The 13,287-nt window shown below is 69.8% G+C and carries 12 protein-coding genes and 1 tRNA gene; 4 read left to right on the top strand and 9 right to left on the bottom strand.

Translation table 11 applies throughout. The features are described from left to right. Window positions 1-6: 6 nt before the first annotated feature. The 3 genes from ACIQWX_RS00990 to ACIQWX_RS00980 form a co-directional block, all read right to left on the bottom strand. Window positions 7-549: a DUF1707 domain-containing protein gene (locus tag ACIQWX_RS00990; protein WP_400863858.1), complete on the bottom strand. Its 543-nt coding sequence runs from the start codon at window positions 547-549 to the stop codon at window positions 7-9. Window positions 550-607: 58 nt separating this feature from the next. Further along, a complete protein-coding gene (locus ACIQWX_RS00985; RefSeq protein ID WP_400863856.1) occupies window positions 608-2,404 on the bottom strand; it encodes an acetyl/propionyl/methylcrotonyl-CoA carboxylase subunit alpha in 1,797 nt (598 codons plus the stop codon). Window positions 2,405-2,510: 106 nt separating this feature from the next. Then, window positions 2,511-2,786: an SAV_915 family protein gene (locus tag ACIQWX_RS00980; protein WP_400863854.1), complete on the bottom strand. Its 276-nt coding sequence runs from the start codon at window positions 2,784-2,786 to the stop codon at window positions 2,511-2,513. Window positions 2,787-2,916: 130 nt separating this feature from the next. On the opposite strand from ACIQWX_RS00980, the gene ACIQWX_RS00975 reads away from it, so the two are divergent. Further along, on the top strand, window positions 2,917-3,642 hold the full coding sequence (locus tag ACIQWX_RS00975; RefSeq protein ID WP_400863851.1) for a hypothetical protein: 726 nt from the start codon (window positions 2,917-2,919) through the stop codon (window positions 3,640-3,642). 75 nt (window positions 3,643-3,717) lie between these two features. On the opposite strand, the gene ACIQWX_RS00970 is transcribed toward ACIQWX_RS00975, so the two are convergent. Beyond that, window positions 3,718-5,070: a dicarboxylate/amino acid:cation symporter gene (locus ACIQWX_RS00970; RefSeq protein ID WP_400863848.1), complete on the bottom strand. Its 1,353-nt coding sequence runs from the start codon at window positions 5,068-5,070 to the stop codon at window positions 3,718-3,720. Between the two features lie 100 nt (window positions 5,071-5,170). After that, window positions 5,171-5,800, bottom strand: coding sequence for a Maf family protein (locus ACIQWX_RS00965; RefSeq protein ID WP_400869334.1), 630 nt, complete (start codon window positions 5,798-5,800; stop codon window positions 5,171-5,173). 133 nt (window positions 5,801-5,933) lie between these two features. Between ACIQWX_RS00965 and ACIQWX_RS00960 the strand changes: the two genes are divergently transcribed. Beyond that, window positions 5,934-7,775 carry a glycoside hydrolase family 3 protein gene (locus ACIQWX_RS00960; protein ID WP_400863846.1) on the top strand — a complete coding sequence of 614 codons (1,842 nt, stop codon included), beginning with the start codon at window positions 5,934-5,936 and terminating at the stop codon, window positions 7,773-7,775. 62 nt (window positions 7,776-7,837) lie between these two features. Here the strand turns inward: ACIQWX_RS00960 and ACIQWX_RS00955 are convergent, their stop codons facing one another. From ACIQWX_RS00955 to ACIQWX_RS00940, 4 genes are all read right to left on the bottom strand, one after another. Further along, window positions 7,838-9,451 carry a DHA2 family efflux MFS transporter permease subunit gene (locus tag ACIQWX_RS00955; protein ID WP_400863844.1) on the bottom strand — a complete coding sequence of 538 codons (1,614 nt, stop codon included), beginning with the start codon at window positions 9,449-9,451 and terminating at the stop codon, window positions 7,838-7,840. Then, the gene (locus ACIQWX_RS00950) at window positions 9,432-10,061 is read right to left on the bottom strand and encodes a PadR family transcriptional regulator (protein ID WP_400863841.1); all 630 of its coding nucleotides are present in this window, start codon (window positions 10,059-10,061) and stop codon (window positions 9,432-9,434) included. The genes ACIQWX_RS00955 and ACIQWX_RS00950 overlap by 20 nt, the downstream gene beginning before the upstream one ends. A gap of 151 nt (window positions 10,062-10,212) precedes the next feature. Then, on the bottom strand, window positions 10,213-11,790 hold the full coding sequence (locus tag ACIQWX_RS00945; protein WP_400863839.1) for a TROVE domain-containing protein: 1,578 nt from the start codon (window positions 11,788-11,790) through the stop codon (window positions 10,213-10,215). Between the two features lie 101 nt (window positions 11,791-11,891). After that, window positions 11,892-11,960: transfer RNA gene (locus ACIQWX_RS00940), tRNA-OTHER, on the bottom strand. 234 nt (window positions 11,961-12,194) lie between these two features. On the opposite strand from ACIQWX_RS00940, the gene ACIQWX_RS00935 reads away from it, so the two are divergent. Next, window positions 12,195-12,818, top strand: a complete 624-nt coding sequence (locus ACIQWX_RS00935; protein ID WP_400863836.1) for a nucleotidyltransferase domain-containing protein — start codon at window positions 12,195-12,197, stop codon at window positions 12,816-12,818. A 43-nt stretch (window positions 12,819-12,861) separates the two neighbouring features. Beyond that, a complete protein-coding gene (locus ACIQWX_RS00930; RefSeq protein ID WP_400863833.1) occupies window positions 12,862-13,221 on the top strand; it encodes a hypothetical protein in 360 nt (119 codons plus the stop codon). Window positions 13,222-13,287: the final 66 nt, after the last annotated feature.

Below are 13,287 nucleotides of genomic sequence, written 5' to 3'. Positions count from 1 at the left end.
GCGGGCTCAGCGGTCCAGGCCACGCCGGTGGTCGCGGAACGAGTCGCGCAGCTCGCGCCGGCGCTCCCGGTCGCGCAGGTGCCGTTCGTGGCGGTCGCGGTGGTGCTGGTCGTGGTTCCAGTCGTGGCCCCACATCGACTTGCCGAACACGGTCAGCCCGATCGGGACGAAGATGATCGGCCAGCCCAGCGTGCCCGTGGCGATCAGCGCGATCGCGGCGATGAACGCCAGCGGCACGATCGCGGCGAGGAACCGCTGCGGCGGCGACCAGTTGTCGGGGGTCTTCGGCGACGCGGGCACGGGCGCGGCCGCCGGTTCGGGCGCCGCGATGGCCTGGGGCGCGTCTTCGTACCGGGGGTGTGGCGCGGGGAGGTCCGCGAAGATGTCGACGAGCTCGCCGCGCGTCTTCGCCGCGGTGATCCGCGCCGAGCGCTCGCCGTACTCGTCGATGTCGATCCGCCCCGCGCTCATGTGCTCACCGAGCGCGGACAGCGCGGACTCGCGGTTCTGGTCGCTGATCCGCAGCTGCGGAGACGGGACTTCGGTCACGTAGTCGATGGTAGGCCGCCTCGGGGGCGGCCCACCACGACATCTGTAACGAACTGTCCTACTTGATCTCGAGAAGCTGCGTGCCCTGCGTCACGGCGGCGCCCACTTCGACCGAAAGACCGGTGACGGTGCCCGCTTTGTGCGCGGTGACCGGGTTTTCCATCTTCATCGCCTCGAGCACGACGATCAGCTCGCCGGCTTCGACGCTCTGGCCCTCTTCGACGGCCACCTTGACGATGGTGCCCTGCATCGGCGCGGTGACGGCGTCGCCGCTCACCGCGGCCTTCCCGCCGCCGGCCCGCTTGCGCGGCTTCGCCTTCACGGCGGTGCCGCCCCCGCCACCGCCGCCTTCGAGCGCGAACCCGCCCGGCAGCGACACCTCGAGCCGGCGCCCGCCGACCTCGACGACGACGTTCTGCCGCGGTTCCTCGTCGGGCGTCTCGACGTCCGGCGCCACGAACGGCTCGATCTTGTTGTCGAACTCCGTCTCGATCCAGCGCGTGTGCACGCTGAAGCCGTTCTCGTCGCCGATGAACGCGGGGTCGTCGACGATCACGCGGTCGAACGGCAGCACCGTCGCCATGCCCTCGACGACCATCTCGGCCAGCGCCCGGCGGCTGCGCTCCAGGGCGTTGTTCCGGTCGGAGCCGGTGACGATCAGCTTCGCCAGCATCGAGTCGAACTGGCCGCCGATGACGCTGCCGGACTCGACGCCGGAGTCGACGCGCACGCCGGGACCGCTCGGCGCGACGAACTTCGTCACCGTGCCCGGCGCGGGCAGGAAGCCGCGGCCGGCGTCCTCGCCGTTGATGCGGAACTCGATCGAGTGGCCGCGCGGCTCGGGGTCCTCGGTGATCCGCAGCTTCTCGCCACGCGCGATGCGGAACATCTCGCGCACGAGGTCCAGACCGGTGGTTTCCTCGGAAACCGGGTGCTCGACCTGCAGCCGCGTGTTGACCTCGAGGAAGGAGATCGTGCCGTCGGTCGCGACGAGGTACTCGACCGTGCCGGCGCCGTAGTACCCGGCTTCCTTGCAGATCGCCTTCGCGGACTCGTGGATGCGCTTGCGCTGCTCGTCGCTCAGGAACGGCGCGGGCGCCTCTTCGACGAGCTTCTGGTGGCGGCGCTGCAGCGAGCAGTCGCGGGTGCCGACGACGATCGCGGTGCCGTGCATGTCCGCCAGGACCTGGGCCTCGACGTGGCGCGGCTTGTCCAGGTAGCGCTCGACGAAGCACTCGCCGCGGCCGAACGCGGCGACGGCCTCGCGCGTCGCCGACTCGAACAGCTCGGGGATCTCTTCGCGGGTGCGCGCGACCTTGAGGCCGCGGCCACCGCCGCCGAACGCGGCCTTGATGGCCACCGGCAGGCCGTGCTCGTCGGCGAACGCGACGATCTCGGACGCGTCCTTGACCGGCTCCTTCGTGCCCGGCACCAGCGGCGCGCCCGCGCGCGTCGCGATGTGGCGGGCGGTGACCTTGTCGCCGAGGTCGCGGATGGCCTGCGGGCTCGGCCCGATCCAGGTCAGCCCGGCGTCGAGGACGGCCTGGGCGAAGTCCGCGTTTTCGGAGAGGAAGCCGTAGCCCGGGTGCACCGAGTCGGCGCCCGCGCGCTTGGCGGCGTCGAGGAGCTTGTCGAAGTTCAGGTAGCTCTCGGCGGCCGTCGTGCCGCCGAGCGCGAACGCCTCGTCGGCCAGGCGCACGTGCGGTGCGTCGCGGTCCGGATCGGCGTACACCGCCACGCTGGCCAGTCCAGCGTCCTTGGCGGCTCTGATCACGCGTACCGCGATCTCGCCCCGGTTGGCGACCAGGATCTTGGTCACCGGACCACCGGTGGATTCGCCGACCTGCTCGGCCACCCCGCACCTCCTGCGTCCCGACAGCTGCATTGCTGACCGCTTTCGCGGTACGGGGAAGTCTACGGATATGGCGTCGGGAGTCCCTTGAGTGAGAGCTGAACCACGCTCAGACGTGGTGGCGCAGCTCCTGGGGCAGCGGCGAGTCCAGCACGATGACGTCGTACGGGTTCGCCGCGTGCACCTTCGGCAGGTGCTCGGTGTTCACCAGCACCCACGGCTGGTGCTCGCCGCAGCAGTCGACCAGCCGGTCCAGCGCGGTGAAGGCGACCAGGGCGGTGCGGCCGTCGGGCGTGCGGCGCAGCTCGATCGAGGCGCCTTCGGTCTCGGCGCTGGCCGGGCCGGTCGGGAGGTACAGGGCAGGGGGAAGGTTCGGGTTGGTCACCCGGACAACATAGACGGACACGCTCTGTCAAGCCGGGTTGACCTGGCGGGGTGCCCGGCCGGGGGATTTCGGCCACACCCCGCCGGGGCGCCGCCCACACACAGTCGCGAAGCGGCTTACGCTCTGTCTCATGCGGACTTCGGCAGCGCGGACGCCTCGGTCGGCGTTGCTCACCGCGGTGCTGGCGGCGGTGGTGACGCTCGGCGCGATCGGCGCGGTGTTCCTGCTGCGGCCGCGGCCCGAGGTGCCGTCCGGCGCGGCCGAGCCCGCGGCGGCCGCCCCGGTGACCGCCGTGGTGACGTGCGGCGGCGGCCCGTGCCGCCAGCTCGCGGCCGTGACGGTCGGCGGGACGCCGGTCGTGCTGCTCTCCGACGCGGCGGGCGGCTCGGCGCGGGTGCGCGTCGGGGCCGAGCCGGGGACGGTGTTCGAGCTGTCGATCGCCCAGCTGGGCGTGCGGCTGGACCAGAACTCGCTGCGCTGCATCGACGGCGCGGCACCGACGTGCCTGGTCCGCGGCGACGTCGGCGAGGAAGGCAAAGCGGCGTACGGCGAGCTGCTCGTGGCGAGCGCGGGGGTGTGGCGCGCGCCGGGCAAGCCGTACTTCGCGGACGCGGGAACGTTGTCCCTCTACGACGTCACGGCCGACGGGCGGCCCGACGTGATCGTGGTCCGCCACGACTGCCGCGGCGCGGACTCGGGCACGGCCAAGTGCGACGCGGCCCCGGTGCTGGGCCAGGTGTACGACGTGACGGGCAAGTCGCTCGGCTGCACGCGCCGCTACACCTCGCCGTCGGACCTGCGCGGCTGGCCGGACATCCGCCTCACGCGCGCCGACCTCCGCACCTGCCCCGCCTGAGCGAACTCGGAGCTTTCGGTACGAAAGTGTTCCGGAGGACTGACCTCCAGAACACTTTCGTACCGAAAGTGGCGCTCAGGCCGGGGCGGGCTCGGTGTGGCGTGCTGAAGTGCCGTCGTCCGTTGTCTGCGGGCGGTCGGTGGGGGCGTTGAGGACCTCGTCGTCGAGGAGGCCTTCGCCGCGCGCCACGATCACTGGCACTGCGACCTGGCCGGCCACGTTCGTCGCCGTGCGCATCATGTCCATGATCGGGTTGACCGAGTAGATCAGCGCCAGGCCGAGGGCCACCTGCTTGGCGTCGAGGCCGATGAACGACGTCGTCAGCGTGAACGCCGTCAGCCAGCCGGTGGTCCCGGCCGTCGCCAGTGCGCCGACCACGGCGACCACCACGATGCCGACGTACTGCCAGAAGTTCAGCGACACCCCGGCGATGTTCGCGACGAAGATCGCCGCGATCGCCGGGAAGACCGCCGCGCAGCCGTCCATCTTCGTCGCGCTGCCGAGCGGGGTCGCGAACGCCGCGTACGCGGGCTGGACGCCGAGGTTCACCGCGGACTGGCGGGTCAGCGGCAGCGTCGCGGCCGAAGACTGCGAAGCGAACGCGAACTGGATCGCCGTGCCGGCCTTGGAGAAGAACTTCAGCGGGCTGACCTTCGCCACGAACTGCAGCAGGATCGGGTAGACGACGAACAGCACGAGCAGGCAGCCGACGTACACCGCGAGCGTCGTCGAGAACAGCGGGCGGAACAGCGCGTCGCCGTAGTTCGACACCGCCGCGCCGATCAGGCCGATGATGCCGATCGGGGCCAGCCGGACGATCCAGCCGAGGTAGCGCTGGATGATCTCGAAGACGCTCGTCGTGAAGTCCACGAACGGCTTCGCCTTGTCACCCAGGCTGTACGCGGCCGCGCCGATGACCAGCGCGAGGAACAGCACCTGCAGCGTCTCCCCGTCGGTGAACGCCTTCAGGAAGTTCTCCGGCAGCAGCCCGTTGACGAAGGCGTCCCAGGAGCCCCAGTGGTCGACGCTGGCCGCGGCCTTGTCGGCGTTCTTGGCGGTCGCCGTGACGCCGCCGAGCCCGCCGGAGCCGGGGTTGAAGATCTTGCCGACCGCGATGCCGATCAGCGACGCGATGAACGACGTGATCGCGAACCACAGCACGGTCTTGCCGCCGAGCCGGGCGGCGGTGCGGCCGCCGCCGAGCTTCCGCAGGCTGTTGATGCCGACCACGATCGCCGTGAAGACCAGCGGGATCACCGCGATCTGCAGCAGCGTGGTGAAGATGGTGCCGATCTGGTCGAGGAGATCGGTCAGCCAGCCGGCCCCGGTCTGCCGCGCGACGACACCCAGCAGGGCGCCGACGACGAGGGAGCCGAGGACTGCGGCCGCGAACACCCGCGGCTTGGTGTATGTCCGTACGAAAGACACGGGGCTACTCCGGTGCTCGAAAATTTCCTGTCTTGCCTCGTCAAGAGAACGTTAGGCAAGGCGGGACTCTTCCGGATGACCCGTTCGTGTGGCGCCTTTCTCAGGATGCGGAACGACGCCAGAGATCCACGACACTCACGCCGACCTCGGCGAGCAGCCGGCGCGTCAGCGGCAGGCTGATGCCGATGACGCTCGTGTGGCCGCCGTCGAGCCCGTCGACGAACCAGCCGCCCAGGCCGTCGATCGTGAACCCGCCCGCCACGTGCAGCGGCTCGCCGGTGGCGATGTAGGCGTCGATCTCCGCCGGGCTGGGCGTCCCGAACCGGACGGTGGTCGCTTCCCAGCCGCTGGTCTCCTTCGCGCGCGTCCCGCCGTCGAGCCGGACGACCGCGTGCCCGGTGAGGAGTTCACCGGTTTTCCCCGCCATCCCGGCCCAGCGCTCCCGCGCGGTGTCCGGATCGGCCGGTTTGCCGACCATCCGCCCGCCGATGTTGAGCATCGAGTCGCAGGCGACGACGACGGCGTCCGGGTGGATCGCGGCGACCTTGTCGACGACCGCTTCGGCCTTGGCCGCGGCGAGGGCGGCGACCAGCTCCGACGGCGACGGGTCGGTCAGCGAAGCCGCGACGGCGTCCTCGTCGACGCCGGAGACGAACACGGCCGGGTCGAGGCCCGCGGAACGCAGGAGGGCGAGGCGGGCGGGGGACTGGGAGGCGAGGACGAACTGCACAGCTTGAACGGGCACAGCGCGAACGTACCCGGGTGCCCGTCGTGACCGAATTGTGACCGGCGTCACTTCGCAACGGAGTTAGTTTGTTGTGGCTCGCAACATATGGGTCGATTGATCGTTTTCGGAGGGAACAATGCCGCTCCTCCGCACCAAGAGATCGCTGCGCGCCACCGTCTTCGCCGCTCTCCTCCTGTCCGGCACCGCGCCCGTCGCCTCGGCCGCCGCGCCGCCGCTCTACAAGAACCCGCACGCCCCGGTGTCCGCGCGCGTCCAGGACCTGCTGTCGCGGATGACGCTCGACGACAAGGTCGGGCAGATGACCGAGGCCGAGCGCCAGGCCGCCACGCCCGCCCAGTCCGCGACCGCCCGCCTCGGCTCCGTCCTCTCCGGCGGCGGGTCGACGCCGACGCCGAACACCCCGGCCGGCTGGGCCGACATGATCGACGCGTACCAGCGGGCGGCGACGTCGACCGGCCTCGGCATCCCGATCGTCTACGGCGCCGACACCGTGCACGGCCACAACAACGTCTACGGCGCGACGGTCTTCCCGCACAACATCGGCCTCGGCGCGGCGAACGACCCGCGGCTGGTCGAGAAGATCGGCGCGGTCACCGCGTCCGAAGCCGCCGCCACCGGCGTGAAGTGGGGTTTCGCGCCGTGCCTGTGCGTCGCGCGCGACGACCGCTGGGGCCGCACGTACGAGTCCTTCGGCGAGATCCCGCGCAACGCCGTCGCGAATTCCGTTGTCATCGAAGGACTGCAAGGCCGCTCACTGGCGGACCGCGACTCGATCATGGCCACGGCCAAGCACTTCATCGGCGACGGCGGCACGACCGGCGGCGTCGACCAGGGCAACACGCAGATCGGCCTGGACGAGCTGCGGCGCATCCACCTCCCGCCGTTCCGGGCCGCGGTCGACCACGGCGTCGGCTCGGTGATGATCAGCTTCAACAGCTGGAACGGCGTCAAGGACCACGGCAACAAGTTCCTCATCACCGACCTGCTGAAGGGCGAGCTGCGCTTCTCCGGGTACGTGATCTCGGACTGGGACGGCATCAACCAGATCGACGGCCAGCCGGGGTTCACCGCGGCCGAGGTCAGCCAGGCCGTCAACGCCGGCATCGACATGGTGATGGTCCCGTACGACTACCAGAAGTTCATCGACACCCTGCGTGCGGAAGTCCAAAATGGACACGTCCCGCTGTCGCGCATCGACGACGCCAACCGGCGGATCCTCACGAAGAAGTTCCAGCTGGGGCTGTTCGAGCACCCGTACACGGATCGCTCGCTGCAGAAGGACTTCGGCAGCGCGGCGCATCGCGCGGTGGCGCGGCAGGCGGTGCGCGAGTCGCAGGTGCTGCTGAAGAACTCCGGCGTCCTGCCGCTGGCGAAGAAGAACAACAAGATCTTCGTGGCCGGGAAGAACGCGAACGACCTGGGCAACCAGGCGGGCGGCTGGACGCTCACCTGGCAGGGCCAGAGCGGCGAGCGCGTGATCCCCGGCACGACGATCCTCGACGGCATCAAGAGCGGTGCCGGGAAGGGCACGGAGGTGACCTATGACCGTTCGGGTGATGGAATCGACGCCAGTTTCCAGGTCGCAGTCGCCGTGGTGGGCGAAACGCCGTACGCCGAAGGGCAGGGAGACCGGCCGGGTGGACTCGGCCTCGACGCCGAAGACGTCGCCCTCATCGGCAAGCTGAAGGCCTCGGGCGTGCCGCTGGTCGTGGTGACGGTGTCCGGGCGGCCGCTGGACATTTCGGCGCAGCTGCCTTCGATCGACGGCTTGGTGGCCGCTTGGCTGCCGGGTTCGGAGGGCGCCGGCGTCGCGGACGTCCTGTACGGCGACTACAACCCGACCGGGAAGCTCAGCTTCACCTGGCCGAAGAGTTCGTCGCAGGAACCGATCAACGTCGGTGACGGGCAGCGGGCGCTGTTCCCGTACGGGTACGGCCTGTCTTATCGACGGCACTAGAGCCACCGCTCCCGCGGTCCGTGCGAGCCTCCGGTACCCGACCACCGGAGGCTCGCCCGGTTTCACGCCGCGGCGGCCTCGGTGGCCGGCGCCGGGGTTTCCCAGCGCGGCTTCACCTTCCGCAGCATGGCCGCCGAAAGCACCCCGAGCAGCAGCACGACCATCGGCAGCAGCATCGTCACGCGGGCCGCGTCGGTCAGTCCACTGTGGACCGCCTCCGAGGCCAGCTTGCCCGCCTGCGCCGCGACCTCGGCCGGCAGCCCCGGCATCGGCGCCGGCCCGCCGGCCGACCCGAACTCACCGGTGCTCGCCGCCGCCTTCGCGATTCCTTCCGCGAACGGCGCCCGGTACTGCTCCGGCAGCTGCGTCGCCGCCTTTGCCGCTTCGTCCGCGATGGACGAGCTGACCCGCGCCTGCAGCAGCACGCCGATCGCCGCGGACCCGAGCACGCCGCCGACCTGGCGCGAGGTGTTGAAGATCCCGGACGCCGTCCCGGCCAGCCGGGGTTCCACCGAGCCCATCGTCATGTTGCTCATCGGCGAGAAGATGCAGCCGATCCCCAGGCCGCAGAGCAGGAGCGCCGGGATGAAGCTCCACGGGCTGCTGTCCGGCGACGCCTGCAGCGCGATGACGCCGAGCCCGCCGGCCAGCGCCGCCAGGCCGAACATCACCAGGTACTTGCCGTTCACCTTGTCGGAAAGGTTCCCGACGAACGGCGCCACGAGCCCCGACAGCAGCGACATCGGCGCGGTCAGCAGGCCGGCCATCGTCGGCGTCAGGCCGAGCACCGACTGGATGTAGATGACCAGCGGCAGGAACATGCCGGTCATCGCGAAGCCGACCGTCGTCGCCGTGAGCGTCCCGGCCGAGAAGTTGCGGTTCGAGAAGACCTGCAGCGGCAGCAGCGGTTCGCGCTTGTTGTACTTCTGCCACACCAGGAACGCGATCAGCAGCAGCACGCCGGCGCCGATGATCTCGAACACCGTGATCCCGCCCCAGACGGTGCCCCAGTCGTACTGCTGGCCGTTCTGCACGCCGAACACGATGAACAGCAGCGCCAGGCTGGAGAGCAGGATGCCGATCAGGTCGAACGAGTGCGAGTGCTTCGGCTGCCAGTCCGGCACCAGGACCAGCGTCATGGCGATGGCGATCACGCCGATCGGGACGTTGACGTAGAAGATCCACTCCCAGCCGAAGTGGTCGACGAGCACGCCGCCGAGCAGCGGGCCGGTGATGGTCGCCAGGCCGGCGACGCCGCCCCACATGCCCATCGCCGGGCCGCGCTTGGCCGGCGGGAACAGGTGCGTGATGAACGCCAGCGTCTGCGGCGTCATCAGCGCGGCGCCGAGGCCCTGCACCGCGCGCGCGGCGATCAGCATTTCGACGTTGCCGGACAGGCCGCACCACAGCGACGCGCCGGTGAACACGACCAGCCCGGCGAGGAACACCCGCTTCGGGCCGAAGCGGTCGCCGAGCCGGCTGGTGAACAGCATCGGCACGGCGTAGGTGAGCAGGTAGACGCTGATCACCCAGACGACGGAGTTCAGCCCGGCGTTCAGCTCGCGCAGCATGGTCGGGATCGCGATCGACACGATGGTCGTGTCGAGCAGGATCATGAAGAAGCCGAGGCACAGCGCGCCGAGCGCGGCCCAGGGGTTAGCTTGTCTTGCGTTCATCGTCGGTTTCCTTGGTGATGAGGCTCAGGTGGCGTTGCTTGTGGTGGTCCTGGAACGGGATCCGCCCGGAGCGCAGGTCGTCGAGCAGCCGCTCGGTCCACTCCAGCTCGAACTTCCGCTGGTCGCACTGGTACTGCCAGTCCAGCCAGTAGATGCGCGGCGTCCCGTCGCCGCCGAGGTGGTCGAGCACGGCCTGGTCGGCGGCCACGCCGGCGCGCAGCCGCGTGACGCGGTGTTCGAGCTCGAGCAGCGACGCTTCCGGGCCCAGCTCGTCGATGACGGCGAGCCCGGACAGGTAGGCGGGGTACTCCTTCGTGAGGTCCCCGAGCAGTTCGCGGCCGCGCTGGTTGAACTCGTCCAGGCCGGCCTGGGTCATGCCGTAGACGGTCCGTTCGGGCCGCCTGCCGTCGCGCTGCGTGTCGACGACTTCGATGAAGCCGTTGCGCTGCAGGCGCTCCACGGTGTGGTAGAGCGAGCCCGCCTTCACGTTGACCCGCGTGTCGACGTACCGCTCGCGCATGAGCTGGGCCATTTCGTACGGGTGCATGGGCTTCTCGTGGAGCAGCTCCAGCACGGCGATGCCGAGCGGGGTCAGCTTGGCCGAGGCCATGATCTTTAGTCCCTTCGGATGACTCCAGGTCGGTTATTCCACGTGGACTATACGGCGCAGACCAGTCTCCGGTCGACGGCCAACTCTGTGACGGTCCGTACACAGCGCGAAGGCCCCCATGATCCCGTCATGGGGGCCTCCGCGGCTTCTCTCAGAACGGCCAGTCGGCGTTCCTCCCCGCCTCGAGCAGGGGAATCATCCGGAACGCCTGGTCGGTCAGCCCGCCGAAGACGTGCCGGTGCGGCACCCCGGACGGCGCGTGACCGAACCGGTAACCCGCCAGGTTCCACGTGTACAGCGGCACGTGCGCCGGCAGCGCCCGCCCGACGTCACCGTCCCCGGCCTGCTCGTCGGTGAGGATGACGACGCGGTCGTGCCGCGCGAAGTGCTTCCGCACCGCGCCGGCGGTGTTGGTACCGCCGCCGAGGAAGAACCCGCCGGACTTCCAGCGCTCGACGTCGCTCAGCAGCGACCCGCCGGGCCGCAGCTTGAACGTCTTGGTGCGCGTGCCGCCGAGCAGCCGGTCCGAGAACGACACGACGTCGGCCTCGGCGCACCGACGGCCCACAGCGAGCCCGAAGACCGCGGCGGCGTCCCAGCGCAGCAGGGTGCCGTCGCGGCTGAAGCCCATGTTCATCGACGTGGAGGTGTCGACGAGCACGAGCGTCCGGCCGGGCAGCTCCGGAACGTTCGCCAGCGAGTGCGCGATGGCCTGTTCCAGCGCCCACGCCCACCGCAGCGACGGCGCGGCCCGGTAGGCGGAGAGGAACCGCATCGGCAGCTGCCGCGACTTCGCGACCTGCGCCGGATCGGCGAGCTTCGCGGCGACCCGCTGCGCGACCTCGTCCGAGACGCCGGTCTCGTCGAAGTTGCGCAGGTTGCGGAGGAGCGCCATGTAGCCCATGGACGGAATCAGCGCCTCCCAGACGCGCGCGTCCAGGGGACCCTGCAGCCAGCCGGCGACCGACTCCCACGTCATCCCCGCCGCACGCAGGACGTCCGCCGCGTCCGGCCGCGCGAACAGCTCGCGACGGCGCGGCGCGTCCCACGCCGTCAGCTCGGCGCGGGCGCGCAGCACGTTCAGCGTGTCCGGGAGCGGGTTGCCGCGGTCGTGGCGCTCGTCGAGGACGTGCTTGAACAGCGCGCCCTGGGCGGCGTCGCGGTTGGCCGGGTGCGTCAGCTCGAGAACGTCGGCGAAGCGGAACGCCCGCGCCGCCGAGTCCCACTTGACGTTGGAACGTTCGTCGTAGAGCTTCCGCGCCGCGTCGGCGACGCCGCGCTTGACCGGCTTCGGGATGTTCTTGCCGTGTACGGAAGTCCAGTAGGCGAGCAGTTCCCCGGGCTCGTCGGCCCGCTGCAGGACGTCGGCGACGACCTGCCGGCCGAACCCCTCGAGCCCGGCGTCGCGGCGAGCCTTGACGAACTCGGCCGCGCCGACGAGCGACGCGGTGCGCAGGTTCGCCTCGGACCGCAGCCAGCGCAGGAACCGCGCGGTCCACTGTGGATCCTCGAGCGTCGCGGTGTGGACGAGCGCGGTGAAGCGCGTGTCGCGCGCGTTCGCGGACTCGTAGAAGGTGTGCTCGCCGACCATGTTGGTGACGGCGAGCAGGAAGAGCTCGGACCGGGCGTCGCGCGCGTAACCGGCGCCACTCTCGTAGGTGACACCGGGCGCCTCGCTGCGGACGGGTGAAGTCGCAGCGGGCGCGCGGGCGGTGTTGAACTTGCTCATTTCTCCCCCTGTTTTCGGAGGGAGTCACGGCCACAGCGATGCCCGAGATCGAAGTCGGTGAAGGTACGTTGCTGCTCTGCCAGCTGAGCTACCGGACCACGTGGTCCGGGAGGGATTCGAACCCCCGACCCGCCCATCAGGAGTGGAAGTAACCCTCGCCTGCGCACCGGGCATCGGTGAAGCCGTGACTCCCGAGGTCGTGCTCGCACCGGGAGTGCGGTGCCCGAGATCGAAGTGGTGAAGGCTTTCGGGAGTCGAACCCAAGGGATACCAGAGAAGTAACCCTCACCGCCGCACCGGGCGAGAGCAACGTTAGCGGCCGCGGCGCCGGGGCGAAACCGAATATCCGGCCGAACGAACCTGTACTATAATTGGTCTAAGCGTACTAAAGTACGGGTGGTGTGATGGAGCTGAACCGGCCGATGGCCACGGTGACCCCGACCCTTGACGGCGACGTGCTCGCCATGCTGGCCGGCTTCGAGGGGACGTACACGACCGGGCAGCTGCATCGGGTTCTGGGCAGGCATTCGGAAGAGGGAATCCGGAAAGTCTTGCAGCGGTTGGTGCGCCAGGGTGTCGTGCACGCCGACCGGGTGGGCAACGCTTTCGCTTACCGGTTCAATCGGGACCACCTCGCCGCGGAGTACATCACCGGCTTGGCGGGATTGCGGGGAAAGCTGCTCGAACGGATCGAAGCCGCTTTGGCGGCCTGGAAACCGCGGCCGCGGTACGCGGCGATGTTCGGCTCGGCTGCGCGCGGTTCCATGAACGCCGAGAGCGATATCGACCTCCTGCTGGTCCGGCCCGACGACGTCGACGAAGATCACTGGGGCCTTCAGGTCGACGGCTTGGCTGCCGATGTTTCCCGGTGGACGGGCAACGACGCCCGGATCCTCGAATTCACCGTGGCCGAGGTTGCGGCTCGCGGCCGCGACGAGCCGGTGCTGAGCGATGTGGTGCGCGACGGTCTCACCGTGGCGGGCCGGCACGCCTGGCTGTCCGGGCAGATCCGGAAGAGGAAGAGCTGAAGTGCGAACGAAGAGATGTGGTCCCGATGTCCTGCGTGGCCGCTTGGCGAAGGCGGAACAATTTTGGGAAGTGGCCGGAATGGTGCGCGACCTCGCCGTCGAGCAGGACTCCGGTGAGATCGGGGACGCCTACGTGACTCTTTGCGTGCATGCGGGGATTGCCGCCGCCGACGCGTTGTGCTGCGCGGGTCTGGGGGAGCACGCGCAGGGCGACAGTCACAACGACGCGGTCGAACTGCTCGCCAAGGTGGACAAGGACGCGAGCCGGGCTCTGCGCGCGCTCCTCTCCTTGAAAACCAAGGCTGGTTACAGCCACACGTCCGCCACATCCGAAGACTTCAAGCGAGCAGGCCGGAGTGCCGAAGCGTTGGTGATGCGAGCACGTCGGCAAGTGGCGGTCTAAGAGTCCGCGACTGGGGCAGACAGTTAGTAGTTCGTGCTAAGAACTATGTATGGTAAGTTCGTATCA

Origin of the sequence: Amycolatopsis sp. NPDC098790 (assembly GCF_044759945.1) — a bacterium.
GTDB lineage: Bacteria > Actinomycetota > Actinomycetes > Mycobacteriales > Pseudonocardiaceae > Amycolatopsis.
The sequence above is the reverse complement of the archived record's forward strand: the minus strand, read 5'-3'. Positions and strand labels throughout refer to the sequence as shown.